The sequence below is a fragment of the Acetomicrobium thermoterrenum DSM 13490 genome (genome assembly GCF_900107215.1).
Taxonomy (GTDB): domain Bacteria; phylum Synergistota; class Synergistia; order Synergistales; family Acetomicrobiaceae; genus Acetomicrobium; species Acetomicrobium thermoterrenum.
Window position 1 is genome coordinate 86,478 of record NZ_FNPD01000007.1, and the last position, 21,086, is coordinate 107,563.

The window sequence follows — 21,086 nt, forward strand, 5'->3', positions numbered from 1 at the left end:
TCACTTCTTTTTGAGGGATGCCGTTAATTTTGATGCTATATCGTCTAAGGTCCGGGCAAAAGCGGAATCGGGTTTCTTGTCCACAAGAGGAACGCCGTCGTCAACGCACTGACCCATATCGAGCTCGATGGGTATATCGCCCAGGAAGGGAATATTCATTAAACGAGCCAACTTTTCGCCCTCGCCTTTTCCGAAGGGATACATCTTTTCTCCGCAGGCGGAGCACTTGAGCGAACTCATATTTTCCACGAGACCTAAGAGAGGTATGTCGAGCTCCTTTGCGGCACTTATAGCCCGCGAGCATACCATGGCAGAGACCCCCTGCGGGGTGGTAACGACGAGCATTCCGTCCAGCTCAGGTATGGATCTCATCACTGTTTGAACCTCATCTCCCGTGCCCGGAGGGAGGTCTACAAGCAGAAAGTCGGCCTTTCCCCAATTTACAGATGCTATGAGCTGCCTTATAGCGCGCATCTTGTGAGCACCCTTCCACATTATGGGTTGCTCTTGCGACGCCCACATGGAAGCCACGGAAACGACCTTTATGCCCCTTGATGAAGTCAAGGGATTGAGACGGAGATCGTGATGTCCGGGATGATCGTGTTCGCTTACCACATCCATCCTTCCCAGCAAACCCAAGGCCCTCGGAACGGCGGGACCGTGAAGGTCGGCATCAAAGATGCAGACTTCATAGCCCCTCCTCTTCAAGGCCGAGGCCAAATTAACGGTTACTACGGTCTTTCCGACACCGCCTTTGCCGCTCAATATGGCAATTTTGTGCTTGATGTCCTTTAAAGCCATTGCCAGTGGTCCTTTGGTCCTGAGCGCCTCCTCTCTGATCCTCGCTTTCATGGCTTCGAATTGTTCTCTTTCAAGGTTAACGTTCACGATTTAACTCACCTCACATCCAACAGGTTTCAAAGTCGGCGCTCCCAAGCCCCATTTTTTCCGCATATAAAAGCATGTCTTGAGGCTTCATCCCCGTTATCTTAAAAAGCTTCTCCTCCGAAGGGCTTAATGCCTCACACTCTTCGGCGATTGAGCCCCTTATGCCAAAGGCCTCGTCTATCAATTGGATAGAGGCGAAATCTAAAGCAACGGGATCGAAGGACATTAAAATGCCTTGATCCGAGATGAAGGGAACGTCCGAAATGGGGTAACAGTCAGGATAGGGAGATACGTCCATTAAAATATTTACGTAAAAGACCTTTCCCTGGAGGGCGATATCGACGGCCAAGGCCGCATCGACTGTTCGCTTTTGAAAACGTCGGGCTGAATCTCTGTCAACAACCACTGCACCCGTCGGGCAGGAGGCCGTGCAGTAATAAGCGCAACCTCTGCAGATTTTTTCTTCGAGTCGAGGCCGACCCTCCTTCACCTGTACCACACCGTGCGGGCAGTGTATCGCACATTGGCCGCATCCGTCGCAACTATCTTCGATAAAAATAGGGTGCAAGGGAGCATGGATCCTCTCCTTTCCCCTCAAAGACGAACAACCGACACCACAGGAAACCAGCGCCCCCGACAAGCCGGCAAAGGGGTGGGCCGTAACGTGAGATATGACAACGAGAGCTTGAGACTCGGCTACGGCCCTTGCAACTTCTACGCCGCCCAGTTCTTCGCCTTCGACGGGGATCAACAGATCTTCTTCTCCCGTATATCCGTCAGCCAACATGGGACTTTTACCCAGGCTCGTCACGTCAAAACCGTGCAGCGCTGCCGCTTCAAGCCACCTGCTGCCCACCTCCGAGGCCTTCGAGTTCATGCTCAGGGTATCTACCAGCAGCAGATGCCCCCCAAAAGAGTAGACCGCGTCGACAACTGCCTTGACTAGCAATGGCCTTATGTGATTAAGGTTTTCCCTCTCTCCTACCTCGAATTTGACGGCAATCAGATCGCCCGAAGAAAACATGTCCCCCAGTTCGCTTCGTTTTAAAGCCTCCCTTAAGCGCTTTATCAAGTTCGAGGAGCTGTATTGCTCCCTTGCGCCCACAGAATGCACGACTGACATATTGTTAGTCCTTTCCTACGGCGTCAGCCCATTCCTTGACGGGCAGTTTCTTTAAATACTTCTTTCTGTCGCCCGGCTTGAATTCTTCGTGGCTCGGCTTTTCCTCGAAGGGAACCCTCTTATAGGGCGCAGCCTCGAGGACGAAATCGCGCTTCTTCCACATCTCTCTCTGGATGAGGGTCGTAGGCGTCGGCCTGATCTGCCACTTTGCAATGTGCTCTTCGTTATAAGGAGGCGTATAGGTTAGTATCTCATATTCCATATTCCCCAATCCGTTTTTAACGCCTGCCGTAATCTGGTACCTTGGAGAGGTGCCCTGGGTTATTGCAAACTTGTCCTGCCCCTGCTTGTAGCCGCCCTCCACGCCTTCCAAGGCTTTGTTGGCACCGCCTGGATAGGCCGGAGCGGCATCAATCATGTCAAGTATGGCGGCATCGATGGCAACGGGGTCTTTGGAGGCGAACACGCCAATGTCTGGCACCACGGGAAGCGTAGCCCAGGGGATGCAGTCGCAGTTGGGATCCACGTCTATGCAGTAGGCCATATGTCCGACCTTGCCCTCCTCGAAGGTGAGCATGACGCCTTTGGCCGCATCTGCCATGGCTATCTGCGCATAGGGGAAGTAATCGGGAGTGAAGACCATGCACTCATGCCCCGTGAACATGCACGTTATTTGACAGGAGTAGCAAAGCCAGCACTTTTCTGCGTCGAAGTGATGTCCCTTTTCGTCGATGTGATATGCTCCTCTTGGGCAGGAGTCCTCGCATAGCTTGTGGAAGGGGCAATCCAGACCAAGGCATTTCTCGGGATACCTTGCGGGCCATCCCAGGAAGTCCTCGGGGCTTCCCCAGTGGGCTAGATGTTCATGATACTTGCCCCGTTTGGACTGACCGCCTATGCCAATGTTCTTGATGCATCCGCCGAAAGAAGCAACGGGGTGCCCCTTTGCGTGGGCCAGGTTTATCATGGCGTCAGCATGAGCTATGGCCGCAGCGACGTACGCCTCTTTGAGCAGGACGCCCGTCGGGACCTCCACCCTCACGTCGTCGTCTCCTGAAAAGCCGTCTGCCACCACGACGGGACAGCCCATGGAGGCCTCGGTAAATCCGTGTCTGGCGGCGGTCTCAAGCGCGAGGTTTCCGATAAACCTGGAGCTGTAGGGATGATAGGTAAGCGTAGTAGTGTCGCAAACGAAAGGTCTTCCTCCGCAGGCCTTGACTTCCTCGACTATTGCGGCAACCAGTTCGGGACGCAAGCACCTTGTCCTGTTCCATTCGCCGAAGTGTATCTTTATGGCTACACTGTCTCCTTTTTCGATGCATTCGTTTAGCTTGGCTTTGTAGAAGAGATCTTTGGCCTTCGGAACAAGGGATTCTACCCAATTTGCTGCGTTGGCGTCGGCAAACCACACCTTTTGTTTTGCCATTTCCAATCCCCCCCTGTTCGTGAAAACGAGGTATTTTTCATTATTTTAGCACTAACCGCAAAATTTGCAAATGCAGTAATGAATTAAAATAATTTCACATAATCGGCGCAGATTACATGAAATTATTTTTGATATAATAATTTTTATCTAACCAGCAACAGGCAAGCTCCAAAGTTTCAATCATAAGGGGCCAGCAAAGATGAAAATAACTAAGTCAGCGTGGATTTGGCTGTTTACCCTTCTTTTCGTTCTGGGCTTTGGGATCGGCGGGTTTTGTATATTATTAGACCTCTCCTTCGTAGAGGCCTTTTACTACACAATCATTACTCTGGCCACGGTCGGATACAATGCGCCGCCCAACCTCTCCATGGAAGGGATGCTTTTCATTGCCATTCTCGTAATTTTGGGCATCAGCGCAGCAGGCTATGCCGTCAGCCAGGTTACGCGCTATTTTCTCGTCGAAAGAATTCTGACAGCGCTGGGCAAAAGGAGGGACATCAGGGTGGACAGGCTGGAAAAACACTGGATAATCTGCGGGCTGGGCAGGATGGGAGAAGAGGTCTTTGAACACCTGAGACATTACGATATTCCCTGTATGGCACTGGAAATGTCGGAACAAAAGGTCGCCTGGGCACGCGAAAAGGGGTGGATAGTCCTTCAAGGGGACGCCCGAGACGAAGATACTTTGGAGAGCGCAGGCGTGAGAAGGGCAGAGGGCCTTATCGTCACCCTGTCAGACGCCTCGGACAACGTCTACGTAATCATAACCGCCCGCTCCTTAAACCCCAATTTGAGGACTATCGCAAGGGCGAGCGACTCTCAGTCCGTCCGCATACTCTACAGGGCAGGTGCTGAAAAGGTAATAAACCCCATCATAGCTGGAGCAGCGGCCATCGCCAGGGCCTCCATAAAACCGACGGTAGCAAACTTTTTGGAGCTGGTGAATATATCCAGGGACCTGGACATCGACTTCGATTCCGTTCACATCATGCCGGGAAGCCCCCTCCTAGGCAAAAGCCTGGCGGAATCTCCCCTTAGGTCCGAATACAACGCCATGGTAATCGCCGTAAAAAGAGATTCCGGAGAGTACATCTATAACCCCACGAGTTCACTGGTGATCGAGCAGGGAGACGAGCTCATCGTCTTCGCCGACGGAAAGCGCATGGCAAATTTAAGAAAAGTGGCCGCCGGCCTTAAGGAATAAACCCAAAAGACCGGACGGCCTCCTTTATTTACTTCTTTTGCCGACCTTTTATCTATTTGCCGAAGTTCGTGCTCAATGCCCCCAATTCGCCCACCTCTATGGATGTATCAGGAACATCCAATATATAGGGAACCACCACGGTTACGACTTCCGATTCTTCGTCCCTCTTCGTGCGAGTCTTGAATATCTCCCCCAACAAAGGAATGTCGGCCAGTACCGGAATTTTGGAAACGGTATCGGTCTTTCTCCTGTCAAACAAGCCTCCTATGACGAAGGGCTCTCCGTTTCTTACCCTCACCATGGTGGTCACTTCACGGGAGCTGGTGACGGGGACTTCCTCTCCCATGCCTCCCGGCCGCCACTCCACCACTTCGCCCGTCGAGATGGCAACGTTTATGGTAACCGTGTCGTCCCTGCCTACAATAGGAGTAAAATCGAGCTTAGGGCCGACTCGCTCCTCGCTATAAACGGGATTCCCGGCATCGTCGCGTTCGGAAATGTATTTGATGTTCGTGGTCAAGGCGATGGATGCCTTCTGCCCGTCGACAGTTACGACGGAAGGGCTTGCAAGTATATCTGCCTTGTTGGATTCGACCAGATTCCTTATTCCGACATCCAAAAGCCTGAGCGTGCCGTCGGTTATGTCAACGAGGTCCACGTCAAGAGGCGAGGTTGGCCTGTCGTCGTCGGGATCGAACTTGTCGGGTTCGCTCGCATGAACATAGCCTATGGCGCCGCCGCCTGCTCCGTAGGAAAACCACCAGTGTTTGTAAACGGCATCTACGATGCTCTCCAGTTCCTTCCTGCCGGTGTCCCTGACCTCTATGAGGCGCGCCTGAAGCATGACCTGACGTCCGGGATGGTCGATCCTTTGAAGCAGTTGTTCAACGTCCCTCAAATTGTCGGGCCTTCCCGTCACGTATACCGTCCGAAGCCTCTCGTCCACAGCTACGTTGGTTATCCCGACAAGGCTCTGGAGGATAGCGGGCACCTGCTTAGGGTCGGCATAAGCTATCTTGAAGGACTTCGTCTGCTCCATCCCCAGCGATCTGCCCAGGTTTTCTGGGGTCCCAAACAAAATAGTATTTCCCATCATGGCGTATTTCAAGTTGTTCATACGCATTACATAGGCCAAAACTTCTCTCAAGGGGGCATCCTTTACGCTTAAAGTCATCGTAGCAGGCGGCACTGAAGGGTCTATTATGATGTTTATGCCCATGAACTTGGCGAGCATCCTCAAGACGTCTTTGAGCTCGGTGTCCCTAAGTTCGAGGGTCACAGGGGTGGAGAGGGACATGGGATCCTTGGGCCCCGTTTTAAGCGAGAGAGGGGGTGTTTCATCGACTTTCTTCGGCGGCTCCTCAGGGGCTTTGACGCCTTGCTTTACAATATGTATCTTGTAAAGGGGGGCAGGCTCAGTTCCCTTTATCTCCTTTGTTTCAAGAGGCTCTGTGGTAAAAAGACGCATTTCGAGGCTGCCTTCGACGTTTTGTACTTCTATGCCGCTCAAAAGGGGAAAGCTGTAGCTTCTGGACCACTTCTGTGCAGGGATATAGGCATTCTCGAAAAAGAAGACCATTTCCCCCGGATTGTTGAACAAAAGCTGAGGGAGCGGCAATTTCGTCCCCTTCACCTCCACTAGCAAGAGATTTGAACCCACCTGATGTATCATGACCCCACCGAATAAAGGAGCATCCGGTGGTATCTGGACTGGCGACGTACTGCCCGTTTGCGCCAGCGCCTTCCCGCCCGTAAAAGAGCAGAGGGCGAAACATAAAAACACCACGACGAGCATAAAGCCAACCTCTTTAGTCTTTCTCATAGCACATCCATCCCTAATTCCATTTTCGTTCCTGCCCATAATACCACCACCTTCGTCTGGGTAATGCTCACTACCCTGCCCCGTCCGTCTCCGAACCTGTAACCCGGCGAGACTATAAGGCCGTCACCTTCGCCCTCGATGTTCATCAGCGCCATGGCTTTTCCGTCCAGCAACATTACGGCGCGAACTTCCATGTAGGGAGGCAAATAAAGCTCTGCCTGCAAAGGATAGCTTTTTTCATCTTCCGATGGAACATCAGAATATGATAGCTGATAAGAAGTCAAGACGGGTTCTTCGAAGGGACACCGCTCAAGGGTTGAAGCCACATGGGTGAGCTCTCCCTTCCTTGACCTGATCATGATGATTCTTTCTAACCCCTCGACGGTATTTGCGTAATTATCCCCCTCCTCCGCCTTGAGCTTTACTTCCGAGGCTTCTACAGGAGTTACCGCCGATAAGGTCGCTATTTGCCTGTAAAGATACATTGACCATACGATGCTCAAAATAAACAAGAGGGCTATTAATATGCGCAAAAAACGCATTGCGCCTTTCTCATAAAGAAAACTCTTCCATAAAGAAACGAAGGACTCTCTCCATCCTTCATTCACGCTAATTCCACTCCCCCGCCATGATGGTCTCTACAAATATTTCAACGTCAACTAGCTTTTCCTCTTGACCTTTGACTGTTAGGCTAAAAAGGCGCATCGCCATTTTGCTACTTCGAATGTCAGAAAGTGCTCTAAGGAGATCGAAATAATCGCCTCCACAAGACACCGATACGGCCTTTCGGTCGGAATCGGTCGATTTAATGGGGTTAACCCGGTAGATTTTCATCATATTCCTAGCCAAAATCCTCTCGATAGTGGAAAAAGGGGCTACATTATCCCCCGGAAATTCCAAGCTGTATTCCGTCAGCTTGTCCAACGAGGCTCGATAAATCTTAAGCAACGCCCTCTTCTGCGCAACAGCAGACTCTAAAACCATTACCTGTCTTTTCAAATCATTAACGGCGTCTCTCTCGCTCAAAATATTCACGCTAACAGACCGCTGAAACCAAAGAACCTCGCCCAAAATAAGACAAAAACAAAAGACGATAACTGCCTTTTTAGCGTTTAATCTCATCTTTTTCGACTCCTTCAACGACATCATGGGTGCTCATAAAATCTTTAAGTTCGCAGGAAAAGCTGAATTTCACCAAAGAGCTTTCTTGTTCGCCCTTTGTCCTTTTCGTTTCCTTGGTCGTAACGAGAGGGCTGATAGCATTAACCACGCTTGAATTGAGGAGTTTCAATGCAAAGGCGGCCACATCGTTTTCCGCAAAGGCATAACCCTCTACGTCAGCCCTGCCGGGTACTTGCCTTACCTGAGAAAGCCATACATCGTCGGACAGGGAGACTATGGTTGCAAAAAGAAACTCTATAGATGGAAGCTCCTGCTTAAGCATTGACAGTGCCTTTTCGTATTGATCAAGTCTTTTCTTATTTTCTGCTATATAGCCATCAAGTCCTTTGTTTTCGCTGGCGAGCCTATCAACGCTTTCCTGAAGAAGCTGCCTCTGGGATTCAAGATCCCTCAAAATGAAGAGGCCGTATGCTACCGTAAAGGAGGACGTAACGACAAAAACCGAAAGAAGTGCCAATGCCACGACCCTCGGCAGATCGACTTTTTTTCGTTCCGCCAATTTTAAGCCTTGAGGCCTAAGGTCCACTTTAACTGTCATGATTTATCCTTAAAACAGTCATCTCCGATGTGAAATTATGGGATGATCCAGTGTTAATATTTTGTATTAACAAATCATCATACAATACTAATTGTTTTACTTTTACCAACAATAAGCCCTCCTGAAAATTTAGTTTAACGTATGCTATGACAAAGCCGCCATCTAATCAAATACATATTAAATTAAAGTTAACTCCCAATACCTTTATAAAATTTTCTATGCGAAATTAGCATTAAACTATTTTTAACAAGCATCGTAAAAAAGTCTTAATGGAATATTCATTGCTTCCAACTTCTCCAATAGGAAGGAACCATAACGCCTTCCGGGTATAGCGATTCCCAGTTAGTCACTTCAAGGGGCACATCAAAAATCAATAAACCTTTATGGATACTGGCCGATTCTTCTTCGACTTTTAGGTCATCTGGGATAAAGACCTCTAGTTGTGGAAATTTTATAACGCCTGCATAAACGTAATCTTCCGACATGACCATTCCCGTCATCCTTACACCTTCCAGCTCTATAAATTTTTTATTACCCGTCCATGCGCCTTTACCCGTTACGGCATTTAAAATGTAAATGCGACTTTTACCAAGATCGCATGGCCTTTCTGGTTTTAAGTAAGTGGAAAAGAAGATATGACCTTTATAATACGTAGTGGAAGTCGCGGGATATTCATTCGCATCAAGCCTTATGTACCATCCTCTACTATCTGCGTTCGCAGTTTCAGAAGATAATTCCGTGAGGTCATCAATGCTACTTGAGCCTTTAGAGATATTTGCAGCTATCATATAATTTGTGGTGGCCTCGTCTCCTATCAAATCTTCATCATCTCCTGTGAGGGCAAAAAGCCACTTATCACGATTAATATACGCAACATCTAACGTATAAAAGGATCCAGATGAGCTTTTTATATCAAAGACATTTTTAATGGTCCATTGCCCAGGTGTCTTGGCCCTTAGATCGCCTTCGTATATGACTCCGTTATTTCCTCCAACATAAAAATATTTAGCCAAACGCGTATAGGCCTTGCAAAGCATCGCTACAGGAGTTGCAATTTCTTGTGCAGAAGGAATGCTAAAGACCTTAAGCAGCCTGCCATTTTCGATGTTAATGACATAAACTCCAGCTAATAACGAGGAATCGTCGCCACTTTTCATCATAGATCCGTTCCCCATGATTGCGACCCACGTATCCGTCTGTGATCCCTTTTGGGTCGATACATAACCTATAGCAGGTGTGCTTTTTGTAAAGCGCATATCTTTATAATTTAAGTCGCTGTTGTCTGTTATTTCATTGTGCATTTGGTCCATACGAGAAACGGCATTTCCATTCCTAACCCAATAGGAAACATACCGGCCCTGATTTGGAAGCAAACTATCTCCGGCACGAGTGTATATGGCATTTTCAACTGCCCACATAAATTGCGGCTCGTTTGGGTCGGTTACGTCCAGGACATAAAGACCAGCTCCAGCATAACCAAGCAGGCCCAATATAATGGTGTGATATCTGCCATCACTAAACAACACGTCTTCCGCCACTAACGGGCCATCTAGCAAGTAACGCGAATGAGATGTGTCACCCTCCTCCCACTTCGGTTCTTTACCAGATAGGTCCTGCTTCATTCCTACAATTCTCCCTTCGGCAAGCACGTTTGGAGGGATAAAAGCCCACTTCTCCTGCCCAGTACTGCAGTTAAATGCATGAAGCATTCCATCGTTAGCTTGAACATATATCAACTTTTCCCTCTTTGCATTTTTTTTCTTAAACTCGTTGTATTTTGTATCAATATACCCACCTTTTGGAGCGCAAACTTTCACTAAGCCACTGTGATATATATCACCCAGCTTGTATCTTTCATTTTCGTTAGTTTCATGCCATTCATCACTGCCCAGTACCCATCTTATGAATTTGGGCACCTGTTCAAAAGGAAGATAATTAACGTTGGGCTCAAGCATCTGAGCCAGAGTTGAAGAGTTATTGATACTACTATTAAAATTTATTCTCCAATTTCGATCCTTCCAATTGGCAGTAAAGACATCTCGGTCGCTATAAGGTTGACTATCAAGTTTCATGCCTGCATCCCACTCAGGAGACGCAGGCATGATCCCTGAAGACAATATATATTTATACAAATGACCTTTCCATTGCCCTTCCTTCGTCGGCTCAAAGCTGGCAGTATAAATAACAACATCTCCACCGGGATTGTCAGGCGAGATTACAAGAAGGGTTCCATTAAAAAATGGTGTGCTATGATAACATTGATCAAAACTTTCTGGAAATGCTTTACTTATACTGCATAGAATAGGTGTTTGTATTTGCAACTTTTCCCCTTCTACAGGTTCCGTCTCTGCATAAAGTAAAGGGGACATAACAAATGTCAATCCACAAAAAAGAAAAAGGGCTACAATAGGAGTTGAATATTTCAAAGAAAACTTTTTAAACATCTTCAGAGGAGACGCCTTCCTAGGAAGCTTCATAACCGCATAGCGACCGTTTGTTCCACAGTAATTGTTCTGTCCTTGTAGGTAGCAATGCAACGTATTAGGTAAATTGCCATATAGCCTTCTTCCATTGCCCTTTCCACACCACTTCCGACTCTATTGGCTGAAGGGTAACTTGGTCCAGTTACTGCACTAATGTCATCAACTTGCGGGCGAATGCGGGGAGGAAAGCCTCTCTCGTAATTCAGGTCAGGATCAGGCTCGTAGACTAGATCGTAAACTACAATGTGCAATTTTATTCCATCTTCCGTTATTTCTTCAAAAACGCCGCTGTCCGCCATTCCGATCTTGGCAAGAAGAGCCTCGTATACGTAGGCAGCACTGTTGGGTCTATCGTCGGAGGAAAGGAAGCCATCGCCATCTTTATCTTCCCAGTGAGGTATTTTGCCTGACTTGACGTTTTCGTAGATCCATGCCTTACCGATCTCGATGCCACTTACGGCGGCGTTGTAAAGGCGGGTGCCTGTCACCATTTGTCTGGCGCTTGAGTAGTAATTTTCAGTCATGTAAAGAGCCGCCGTCACGAGAACACCTCCCACCAGCAACACGACAAGGACGAGGGGCAGTGCTATGGCCCTTCTATTTACCATCAGTTTCTCACCCGCCACGAGGCCGTCATGGCAATGAGCCTGTAGTGTCTGTCTTCGTCGGTAACGATCTCATCAAGCGGCCAACCGGAGACGTCACCCAGAGTGATTTTTTCGAAAAACCTGCGGTTTCCTCTGAGGAGTAGATGAACAGTCAAAAGGCTGTTTTGCTCATCGAAGGAAAAAAGTGCTTGAGATACGCCTTCGACTATTGGCTGGGCAGGGCTTCGTGTGACGTCTCTGACGTAAAAGGAAGGAGAAGAACCGCCCGGGTTATTAACGTAGGCGGACATGGCCCTTACGTACTGAAGCTCGGAAAATTGGGGTATGAGATCTATTTTAGAGGCGACTACGGTGAGCCTTTTTCGATCGGCACTTATATTTTTTACGATAAATGGCGTCTGGCATCCCGAAAAGGATACCCAATAGTCGGTCATTACCGACAAAGAAAAGTTCGCTGGCTTCAACTGGTCACCGGGGCACGGAGACGATAGATCAAGCACGACTTCCTGGCCTGCTTCTGCGTCCCCTTCGGCCAATACACCTACACCTGAGCCCAAGCTGTAGACGATACCTATCTTTTTGTAATAATCCGTTCCGGCAATCTTTACGCTATCTGGAAGAAAGATCGGCCTATCCCAGCCCCTTGTATCACTACGTAACGCCGCAAGAAGGTCGACTCCTGGATTTGAACGAACTACAAAGACATCTTCAAAAACACCTGGATCATTTGGCATAGATAAACCTGCATGAAGAAAAGGAAGTTCAAGACGGGTTAATACCATCTCCCCCCGCTGACGGGCTATTGTGAGATCAGCCGACTGCTCAAAGTGCCTCGAAAAGGAAAAGAATAGCCCCACGGCGGCGATGCCAACCACGGCAAGGATGATCATCGCAACGAGAAGTTCAATTAGCGTAAAAGCTTGAAGTCGTTTAACCCGAGGTATGGCACGCACTGACACTCACCTGCCTCGTAATTTCGAGCTTGCTCTTTCCGTCGTTCCAGGCGACGCTTACTCTTACTTCCTTTTGTTGGCCCACTGTTTCCCCGACGGACCAATCTATTCTGTAACCGTCGATAGTTTGAGACCCGACCGATAGGTCATTGAACTCCTTCGACTCGAGCTCGTCGAGCTTTTGCACGGCAAGCAGCGCGGCCTGCTCCCTGGCGGCCGAGACCGCATAAAGCCTACTTGTAGCCGCAGGAAGGGCCGCCATGGGTATGAGCGCCACAGTAAGTAGCATCAGCGCCACTAAAGCTTCTATCAGGAAGAAACCGCGCCGCTTCACGTCACTTCACCTGGACTATTGGACGATTACGTAGATTTTAGAATCAGTTTCTTTGAAATATCCGGGGTCATTCGCGCCTGACGCTATATCTAACTCGTTTGTGCCGTACAGTCCAGCAGATTTGGCTTGCTGTGCTAAATTTTTCTTCACGCCACTTCTGACTTCACCATATTTTTCTTCTGATGCTGCTAAATCATAGCCCAGAAACCATGCGTCTTCCGTTTCATTTGCTTGCTCTGAATCAGTCCAGGATTTTACTATACTTCCTTCTTCAAATTTAAAACGCATGGTGTTTTTATCCAGCGGTCTATCTAAATACTTATTTAAAGGGCCTGGGTCACCTTGAAGACTTGTCCAATCAGTGTTTGAATAACCCGTTGGATTTTCCGCCATCCACATCAAAGCTGCCGCCTTCATATTCCTCAGGTCGCTCATTATTCTCGTCGCTTCGGCTGCGTCCCTACTTCCCCCTGCAGCAAGTGTCATCCCAGCCGTCAATATTCCAATAATTGCTATAACTATCAAGACTTCGATTAGTGTAAAACCTTTCCTAGATTTCTCTTTTTTCAACATTTTTATAAATACCTCGCTCAATTTTACCATCCTTTCTTGAAGATATAATATATTTAGTATCGTGTTCCCAAATAGTATAAAACAAAAAAATAATAATGCCAGATTAGCACTATTATAATATATTTTATATTTATTAATTATAATCAGATATTATATCTTAAGCTATCAAATGATTAAGCAGTGTAATTATACTTTTGATGTTCTATAAATGGACGAAATCGCTCATTAAGTTGTATATATTTCTGACGATAATACAATGTACAAATCTTGCTTAAATTTATATCTTATATTATTAATATACTTAATATTATCATATTATATCCCATTCAGTAAACCCTGAATCGAACCGATTATGGGCATAAAAACTGCAAATACGACCAGTGCAACCACACCTCCGACGAAGACAATGAGCACGGGCTCGATTATGGAGGTGAGACGCTTTATCTTCTCGTCGAGCTCGAACTCAAACCAATCCGCAACCTTGTCTACCATATCTTCTAGCCTGCCGGTCTGCTCCCCTATGGTTATCATATGAGCTGCCAGGGGAGGTACGACCTTTATTTTTTTGGCCGTCTCGCCCAGAGCAACTCCTCTTTTTGCCTTTTCTGCCAGCTGGGCGAAGGCGGCTTCCACAATGGCGTTTCCCGACACATCTGCTGTCATCTCAAGGGCAGAAAGTATGGGAACACCCGCCTGGATAAGTCCGGCAAAAGTCCTAAACGTTCTTGCCAAAACAGATTTTTTCCATATGTCGCCAAAAAGCGGCAACCCGAGCTTTAAAGCGTCAACCTTCCTCTTAGTCTCTTTCTTTCTTGAAAAAAGATATGTGGTTAAGGCCAAAAGCAGGACCGCCACAAGGGATAAATGCCAGCGACTGCTAAGCCACAGCGAAAAGCCCAAAACAAGCCTGGTTGGCAGCGGAAGCTCCACACTTAAATCGGTAAAGACGTCGGCAAGTCGGGGCATTATCAGCGTCACCAGCAAAAACACTACGATTATGGCAAAGCCCATGACCACTGCCGGGTAGGTCGAGGCCGAAATGATCTTTTTCCGGAGCTCGTCCTGACGCTCCAGGAAGGTGGCAAGACGGTCCAGGCTCGATTCCAGCACTCCGCCTTCTTCTCCTGCCCTGGCGATGGCCACCATGAGCTTTGAAAATTCCTTCCTGGTAGCCATGGCGGCACTCAAAGAGGTGCCCCTGTCAACCATGGTCTTGACTTCCCTAATGGCCTCGGCGAAGCGCTTGTTTTCTGTCTGTTCGGCGAGCATATCAAGGGCCATGCCTAAGGTTATGCCGGCATCGAGCATCGTGGCCAGCTGCCTGAAGAAAACGGCCTTGTCCTTGAGCTTTACGGTCGACATCGTCTCAAGCCTGGCTTTTAACGTCTTGGCGACGGGTACCTCAATCTCTCCTATCTCTATGGGGTAGTATGCTCTCTCCCTGAGCCATTGAAGCACCTGCTCCTTCGAATAAGCCTCAAGTGTCCCCTGAACAATCTTACCCTCTTTACTTCTTGCTCTATACCTGTAAGCCATTGTCACCCAACTCTTTTTTTAGGTATGAAGAACCCTGTTAAAGTCCTTGAGATCGAAGGCGTAGGAAGCTGCCAGGTCGTAAGGCAATTTGCCTTCCTTCACTAACCGGGCCAAGTCCTGGTCCATGGTGTGCATGCCCTGATCAAGCCCAGTCTGTATGATGCTCTTCAAGCCGTGGATTTTCCTTTCCCTTATGCAGTTTCGCACTGCAGGAACAGCCCACATTAGCTCCGTAGCAACTATTCTGCCGCCTCCTGGCAGAGGGACGAGCTGCTGGGAACAGACTCCTATCAATATGTTGGCGAGCTGTAGCTTCACCTGCTCCTGCTGATGGGGCGGAAAGATGTCCAAGATCCTGTCTATGCTCTGTGGGGCGTCGGGGGTATGAAGCGTCGTAAGGACGAGATGTCCCGTCTCCGCAGCCATTATTGCAGCCCTTGTGGTTTCTAAATCCCTCATTTCGCCGATCATTATCACGTCGGGGTCCTGGCGCAACACCCTCCTCAAGGCCTCAGCGAAACTTGAGGTATCCACCTCGACTTCCCTCTGATGAATCAGTGACTTTGCCGAGGTAAATATATATTCTATTGGATCCTCAATGGTAACTATATGACAACTCCTGGTCAAGTTTATCTCCTGTATTATAGCTGCCAAAGTCGTGGATTTGCCATGCCCTGTGGGCCCTGTTACGAGAAAGAGACCGTGGCGTCTCTTTGTGACTTCCTGAATCTGAGGGGGAAGGAGAAGGTGTTTTATAAGGCGAATCCTCTGGGGTATCAACCTTAAGGCCAAAGCTAGGTTACCACGCTCGAAAGAGCAATTGCCCCTAAAGCGGACTATTTCCCCGTTGGCGAGGGAAAAGTTGAAGCTGAAGTCCAGCTCTCTTTCCTTGTAGAAACGCTCAAGCTGGGTTTCCGATATAAGGCGAGACAATATGCTCCTGACGTCAGTTGTCGTCAGAGGAGGATGGTCGATCGGGTACAACTGTTCGTCTATGCGAAAGGTTGGAGGAAAACCCACCGAAATATGAATGTCGCTGGCATTTCTCCTTGAAGCCTCAGTAAACAATTCCTGAATTCCGAAACGCAAGGACATGACAACACCTCGATCCTCACAGTGTCACCGACAGCACTTCGTCGGCGCTCGTTATCCCGTCTTTCACTTTTTTGGCACCCGAGACTCGAAGGGTTCTCATGCCCTGACGAATGGCCATGGCCCGAAGATCGTCGGAGGTGGCTCCCGTCATCACGGCCCTCCTTATCTCCTCGGTCATGGGCATTATCTCGAAAATTGCCGTCCTTCCCCTGTATCCTGTGCCGCGGCATTCATCGCAGCCTCCGGGCTTATAAACGGTCGTAAAGCCATCCAGGCCCAGACTTTCGGCCACGTCCTGCGGCAGCTCATAAGACACCTTGCAGCTGGGGCACAGTTTTCTGACCAACCTCTGCGCCATCACGGCGACCACGGAAGAGGACACCAGGAAGGGCGGAATTCCCATGTCTACCATCCTTATGATGGAGCTTGGGGCGTCGTTTGTATGAAGCGTCGACATCACCAAGTGTCCCGTGAGGGCAGCCCTGACGGCCAGCTGGGCCGTTTCCGTATCGCGCATCTCACCCACCAGTATGATGTCGGGGTCCTGGCGCAGTATGGACCTCAAGACCGTGTCGAAGGTAAGGCCTGCCTTTTCGTTTATCTGCACCTGGTTGACTCCCGCAATGGTGTACTCGACGGGGTCTTCCACCGTCGTGATGTTCACGTCGTAGGAGTTAAGGGTCTGTAGTATCGAATAAAGGGTGGTCGATTTTCCGCTCCCCGTCGGCCCCGTGACCAATATGATGCCATAAGGTACTTTTATGATCTTATCCAGGACCACTCTCTCATCGGTATCCAGTCCGAGCTTTTCCAAGCCCACCATGGCTGTGGCCTGATCGAGCAAGCGCATGACCAGCTTTTCGCCGTAAATGGCAGGAAGGCTTGATACTCTTATATCGATGCGCCGACCCTCTGCGCGAAGGAGTATCCTGCCGTCCTGAGGGTGGCGCTTCTCTGCGATGTCCATGCCCGACATTATCTTTATTCGAGACGACACAGGGGGGTGAAGGTGTTTAGGAAAGGTGAGCATATCGAACAAGACGCCGTCTATTCTGTACCTGACCCGCGTCTCACTCTCGAAGGGCTCCACGTGGACGTCGGAGGCGCCGCTTTCCACGGCCTGCCCCAATATGGTGTTAACGAGCTTGACGACGGGGGCATCGTCTATGGAGACGGCCTCTTCCCTCGACAGGTCAAACTCGGCGCCTTCTTCCTCTACCACCTCGATTAAAGCCCTGTCGATGCTTGATTTTACGCTGTAAAAGGACTCTATGGCGCGCTTGATGTCGGAAAGGGTTGCGATCATGATGTCAAGGTCCATGCCCGTTATCATCCTGATCTCATCGAGGGCCAGGATGTTGAAGGGATCGGAGATTGCTATGGTCAGCTTATTTGCGTTTTCATCGATCGAAAGGGGAACAACCTCAAGCCTCCCGGCCATGCTCTCGGGTATGGTGTCAATGGCCTCCTGCATGGGGCGAAACATGGAAAGGGAAACGAAGGGATACTTCGTCTGCTTTGAAATGGCCTGGGCTAGATCCTTTTCCGTGACCCAACCGTTTTTGACAAGGATCTCGCCGATGCGCAGGTTCGTAGCGGTCTGCTCCTTTAAGGCCATCTCCAACTGCTCGGGCAGGATGTAACCCTGCTCGAGCAGTATCCGGCCCAAAAGAGGCTTCCTCTCGGCCTGCTTGTCCCTGTTATTCATAAACCTGCCTCCAGACTATCAGAATATTAAACAGATTTTGTAATGTTGTTATAGCATAGCATACAATAACTAATCGAACGTGAGCTGAAAAATTCCGGACAATGTTAAAATTTATTTTGTACGGCACTAACGACATGTTCTATTACTTTGATGTAATTAGTTAACATATCTTAACTATCCATAAAAAAGCCCATGAAGCCTGTAAATCACACAACTCCATGGGTCTGTCGCGCTACTCACTCACCCTTCGCTCTTGCACCCGCCATCAGAAATCCAAAGGGATTATCGTACCCCCGAAACCATAGATATTTTTTATATCACGGACATCTTGTTTTAACAATAGGGCAAACTTCAAAATAATAAAAATTTTCTGCATGAAAATTCCACATGAGCTCGCCGGGAATTCACAACCGGGACACGTGACGACCCCCACCTGTTTGCCTGGCGACCCCTAACTATATTTAATATAACTAGATTTATATAACTAGATCCCGGGGAACTATTTGTGTCCGCCACGCGTTCTTTCTTACTAAAACTTTTTATTTTAATAAAACATAAAAGAGCCTGTCCCTCGGTCCGTCGAACTCGCAGAAAAATATGCCCTGCCAAGTACCGAGCATTAAACGACCATCATGGATGGGTATGACCTGCGAGGCGCCGATGAGGCTAGACTTTATGTGGGCATCGGAGTTGCCCTCGAGGTGCGAATACTCTCCCTTACGCGGAGCCAGGTTCTTAAGCTGTCTCAAGATGTCCTTCCTGACGCTCGGATCAGCGTCTTCGTTTATCGTAACGGCCGCAGTGGTATGGGGGACGTAAACCACACATAAGCCCTCCTTTATGCCTGAGGACCTCACGTCCTCCTCCGCCGTACGCGAAATGTCTATAAGCTCCTCGCGAGCCTTAGTGCGCAACGTATGAGCCATAAACACCTAAAACACCTCCGTAAAATGTTTCATACCGCAATACCGCAGTCTATCCATCCAGGCCAAAGACGACCTTTAGGGCCTCGTCGATCTTTGACATCACGTCTTCTTCAAGCTCGCCGCGCACCCTGACAAGGCGCTCGGCGTAATCGACGGGCCTGGTTTGCAGGCAGTCAGCGACGGATTTTTTGGTCAGTCCGTTTCGGGGAGTCGGATCTATTTCAACGTTTGTGATAATCCTGGCCTTCTTTTCGCTCCAGGCCATTACGGGCACCACCTGAACGACGGGAACGCGCTCGTTGTAAACGTCGTTGGTAACGACCACGCAGGGGCGAACTTTCCCCGTCTCGGAACCCTTCGTGGGATCAAGGTCGATGTCTATCACCATTCCCCGTTTTAACACGCTCATGACGGCCACTCCGCGGTGTTTGCCTTCGTCCATTCTCGGGTCTCGGCGTCCTCTTCGTAAACTTGGGCGTAAAGGGCCGCCGATTCGCGCAAACGTCGATTAGCCATATCCTTCACATATAGATCCAGGGCAAAACGAACCATTTCGCTTTTGTCCTTGAATCCGAAGCGCTTGAACTGTTCAAGCAATTTGACGTGCGATTCATCGAGTCCGACTTTGACCTGTTTCATGTGAACCCTCCTTTAGGCCCTACATCTGGGCCCAATAAATAGTGCCATTGGTAACTGCTATTATAGGGTCTAAAAATCGAGGGTCAAGCCGGCACCACGCATATCATTCGTACCGAAGTGCATCTATGGGGTTCAAAAGCGAGGCCTTGTAGGCAGGGTACAAGCCGAAGACGATGCCGACCAATGCGGAAAAGCCAAAGGACAAGGCAACGGAGCCGGGAAGCACGACGGTCTGCCAGTTGAAGGCTTGCGACAGCACGTAAGACAGCAGTGCCCCAAGGAAGACCCCCACCGCTCCGCCGGTCATGGAAAGCATGCCCGACTCCACCAGAAACTGAAGCATTATGTCCTTTGAAGTCGCGCCGACGGCCATGCGGATGCCTATCTCCCTGGTGCGCTCGGTGACGGAAACGAGCATTACGTTCATTATGCCGATGCCGCCCACCAGCAGCGATACCGATGCTATGGAGCCCAAAAGAAGGGACATCACCTTCATGGACTCTTGGGCTGCTTCCATGGCCTGCTGCATGTTTCTCACGGTGAAGTCGTCGTCCTGTGGATTTGATATCTTGTGGCGCTGTCTTAACAGCAGGGTCACCTCTTCCTGGGCCCTGTCCATTAGGTCTTCTGACTTGACCTTTACCGTTATGGAAGAAACCATGTCTGGTCTTGGCATGCCAAAAAGCCTCTTCTGCGCCGTCGTTACGGGCACCATGACTACGTCGTCCTGATCCCTGCCCCAGCTCGACTCGCCCTTGGGCTCAAGCACGCCTATCACCTGAAAAGGTATGTTTTTTATCCTGATCGTCTCGCCCACGGGGTCGGAATAGCCAAAAAGCTCTTGCGCCACGGTCGTCCCAAGTATGGCCACCTTGGCGGCGCTTCTTATGTCCTGCTCCGTGAAGGGACGCCCCAACTTCAGCTGCCAGTCGTTGACCACGAATACTCCTTCAGTAACGCCTGAAATTTGGGTTGACCAGTTTTGGTTTCCGTAGACCACCTGAGCTACCCCTGAGTATTGGGCCAACACTTCTTCGATGGACGGACATTCCTCTTTTATGGCCGTGGCGTCGCCTAAAGTCAGCGAGGGGATGCTGCCGGCGCCCATGCGGATGCCTCCTGAGGTTACCGTCCCGGGCCGTATCATGAGCAGATTGCTTCCCATGCTGGACATGACGCTTTTTATCTGAAAAGTAGCGCCCGCACCCAGCGCAAGCATAGCTATGACCGCCCCAACGCCTATGACTATGCCCAGCATGGCAAGGCCCGAGCGCATCTTGTTTGAAACTATGGCCCTGAAGGAAACGCGGCAGGTCTCGACGAAGGATATCATTCGACATCCACCCGACTTTCGACTGTTTCTTTCGACCCGTCGCTCGATATCAGGCCGTCTAAAACACCTATAACCCTCTTTCCGTAGCTTGCGATGTTGCTGTCGTGAGTCACGAGCACCACCGTTATGCCCCGTTTTTCGTTCAAACTCACCAACATTTCCATTACCTGAGCACCGGTCTTGGAATCCAGGCTTCCCGTCGGCTCGTCGGCCAAAAGAAGGGGGGCATCGTTCACCAGCGCCCTGGCTATGGCCACCCTCTGCTGCTGGCCTCCCGAGAGCTGGTTCGGCCTGTGATCGGCCCAATCAAGCAAACCCACCAGCTCCAGCGCCTCCTCGGCCTTCCGCTTTCGCTCTGCCGTTGGAAATCCCGCGTAGAGCATGGGAAGCTCCACGTTTTCCATGGCATTCATCCTGGGAAGGAGGTTAAACCCCTGAAATATGAAGCCGATCTTTGCGTTTCTGACGCGGGCTAGCTCATCTCTCGTCATGTCGGTGATCTCCCTGCCGTCCAGCAGGTAGGAGCCGGACGTGGGCACATCCAGAGCTCCCAATATGTGCATGAGGGTTGATTTGCCCGACCCCGAAGGACCCATTATTATCACGAATTCCCCCTTTTCGATAGAAAAGGAAACCCCCTTCAGGGCCTCGAACTCCACGCCGTCCATCCTGTAAACCTTTCGTACGTCTTTCACCTCTATTAACGCCATTTCCA

21 protein-coding genes are annotated in these 21,086 nt (G+C 49.5%); 1 reads left to right on the top strand and 20 read right to left on the bottom strand.

Annotation, left to right across the window (positions count from 1 at the left end; all coding sequences use genetic code 11):
* From BLU12_RS06760 to BLU12_RS06770, 3 genes are read right to left on the bottom strand one after another with little or no spacing between them, the layout of a single operon-like run.
* Positions 1–888: an Mrp/NBP35 family ATP-binding protein gene (locus BLU12_RS06760; RefSeq protein WP_091461550.1), complete on the bottom strand. Its 888-nt coding sequence runs from the start codon at positions 886–888 to the stop codon at positions 1–3.
* Positions 889–901: 13 nt separating this feature from the next.
* Positions 902–2,011, bottom strand: coding sequence for a DUF362 domain-containing protein (locus tag BLU12_RS06765; RefSeq protein WP_091461551.1), 1,110 nt, complete (start codon positions 2,009–2,011; stop codon positions 902–904).
* A 4-nt stretch (positions 2,012–2,015) separates the two neighbouring features.
* Positions 2,016–3,437 carry a DUF362 domain-containing protein gene (locus tag BLU12_RS06770; protein ID WP_091461553.1) on the bottom strand — a complete coding sequence of 474 codons (1,422 nt, stop codon included), beginning with the start codon at positions 3,435–3,437 and terminating at the stop codon, positions 2,016–2,018.
* Between the two features lie 199 nt (positions 3,438–3,636).
* Between BLU12_RS06770 and BLU12_RS06775 the strand changes: the two genes are divergently transcribed.
* Positions 3,637–4,641 carry a potassium channel family protein gene (locus BLU12_RS06775; RefSeq protein WP_091461555.1) on the top strand — a complete coding sequence of 335 codons (1,005 nt, stop codon included), beginning with the start codon at positions 3,637–3,639 and terminating at the stop codon, positions 4,639–4,641.
* Between the two features lie 52 nt (positions 4,642–4,693).
* Here the strand turns inward: BLU12_RS06775 and BLU12_RS06780 are convergent, their stop codons facing one another.
* From BLU12_RS06780 to BLU12_RS06860, 17 genes are all read right to left on the bottom strand, one after another.
* Positions 4,694–6,502: a secretin N-terminal domain-containing protein gene (locus BLU12_RS06780; RefSeq protein WP_234945528.1), complete on the bottom strand. Its 1,809-nt coding sequence runs from the start codon at positions 6,500–6,502 to the stop codon at positions 4,694–4,696.
* Positions 6,460–7,071 (bottom strand): hypothetical protein, encoded by a 612-nt coding sequence (locus BLU12_RS06785; RefSeq protein WP_091461557.1) that lies wholly within the window; start codon positions 7,069–7,071, stop codon positions 6,460–6,462. Before BLU12_RS06785 ends, BLU12_RS06780 begins: the two co-directional genes overlap by 43 nt.
* Before the next feature lies 1 nt (position 7,072).
* The gene (locus BLU12_RS06790) at positions 7,073–7,585 is read right to left on the bottom strand and encodes a hypothetical protein (RefSeq protein ID WP_091461558.1); all 513 of its coding nucleotides are present in this window, start codon (positions 7,583–7,585) and stop codon (positions 7,073–7,075) included.
* Positions 7,569–8,183 carry a PilN domain-containing protein gene (locus tag BLU12_RS06795; RefSeq protein WP_091461560.1) on the bottom strand — a complete coding sequence of 205 codons (615 nt, stop codon included), beginning with the start codon at positions 8,181–8,183 and terminating at the stop codon, positions 7,569–7,571. The genes BLU12_RS06790 and BLU12_RS06795 overlap by 17 nt, the downstream gene beginning before the upstream one ends.
* Before the next feature lie 278 nt (positions 8,184–8,461).
* Entirely contained in the window at positions 8,462–10,627 is a 2,166-nt protein-coding gene (locus BLU12_RS06800; protein ID WP_159428515.1) for a pilus assembly protein, read from the bottom strand.
* Between the two features lie 29 nt (positions 10,628–10,656).
* Positions 10,657–11,274: a hypothetical protein gene (locus BLU12_RS06805; RefSeq protein ID WP_234945529.1), complete on the bottom strand. Its 618-nt coding sequence runs from the start codon at positions 11,272–11,274 to the stop codon at positions 10,657–10,659.
* Positions 11,274–12,233, bottom strand: coding sequence for a PilW family protein (locus BLU12_RS06810; RefSeq protein WP_234945530.1), 960 nt, complete (start codon positions 12,231–12,233; stop codon positions 11,274–11,276). Before BLU12_RS06810 ends, BLU12_RS06805 begins: the two co-directional genes overlap by 1 nt.
* The gene (locus tag BLU12_RS06815) at positions 12,205–12,561 is read right to left on the bottom strand and encodes a type IV pilus modification PilV family protein (protein WP_091461565.1); all 357 of its coding nucleotides are present in this window, start codon (positions 12,559–12,561) and stop codon (positions 12,205–12,207) included. Before BLU12_RS06815 ends, BLU12_RS06810 begins: the two co-directional genes overlap by 29 nt.
* 15 nt (positions 12,562–12,576) lie before the next feature.
* Positions 12,577–13,155 (bottom strand): type II secretion system protein, encoded by a 579-nt coding sequence (locus BLU12_RS06820; protein ID WP_091461567.1) that lies wholly within the window; start codon positions 13,153–13,155, stop codon positions 12,577–12,579.
* 294 nt (positions 13,156–13,449) lie between these two features.
* On the bottom strand, positions 13,450–14,670 hold the full coding sequence (locus BLU12_RS06825) for a type II secretion system F family protein (protein ID WP_091461568.1): 1,221 nt from the start codon (positions 14,668–14,670) through the stop codon (positions 13,450–13,452).
* Positions 14,671–14,688: 18 nt separating this feature from the next.
* On the bottom strand, positions 14,689–15,765 hold the full coding sequence (locus BLU12_RS06830) for a type IV pilus twitching motility protein PilT (protein WP_091461570.1): 1,077 nt from the start codon (positions 15,763–15,765) through the stop codon (positions 14,689–14,691).
* A 16-nt stretch (positions 15,766–15,781) separates the two neighbouring features.
* On the bottom strand, positions 15,782–17,473 hold the full coding sequence (locus BLU12_RS06835) for a GspE/PulE family protein (protein WP_091461572.1): 1,692 nt from the start codon (positions 17,471–17,473) through the stop codon (positions 15,782–15,784).
* Positions 17,474–18,012: 539 nt separating this feature from the next.
* Positions 18,013–18,399: a secondary thiamine-phosphate synthase enzyme YjbQ gene (locus BLU12_RS06840; RefSeq protein WP_091461624.1), complete on the bottom strand. Its 387-nt coding sequence runs from the start codon at positions 18,397–18,399 to the stop codon at positions 18,013–18,015.
* 49 nt (positions 18,400–18,448) lie between these two features.
* Complete coding sequence (locus BLU12_RS06845) at positions 18,449–18,841, bottom strand: type II toxin-antitoxin system PemK/MazF family toxin (RefSeq protein ID WP_200778728.1); 393 nt, start codon at positions 18,839–18,841, stop codon at positions 18,449–18,451.
* Positions 18,805–19,038 (bottom strand): hypothetical protein, encoded by a 234-nt coding sequence (locus tag BLU12_RS06850; RefSeq protein ID WP_091461575.1) that lies wholly within the window; start codon positions 19,036–19,038, stop codon positions 18,805–18,807. The genes BLU12_RS06845 and BLU12_RS06850 overlap by 37 nt, the downstream gene beginning before the upstream one ends.
* A 103-nt stretch (positions 19,039–19,141) precedes the next feature.
* Entirely contained in the window at positions 19,142–20,371 is a 1,230-nt protein-coding gene (locus BLU12_RS06855; RefSeq protein WP_091461576.1) for an ABC transporter permease, read from the bottom strand.
* Positions 20,368–21,081 (bottom strand): ABC transporter ATP-binding protein, encoded by a 714-nt coding sequence (locus tag BLU12_RS06860; protein WP_091461578.1) that lies wholly within the window; start codon positions 21,079–21,081, stop codon positions 20,368–20,370. Before BLU12_RS06860 ends, BLU12_RS06855 begins: the two co-directional genes overlap by 4 nt.
* Positions 21,082–21,086: the final 5 nt, after the last annotated feature.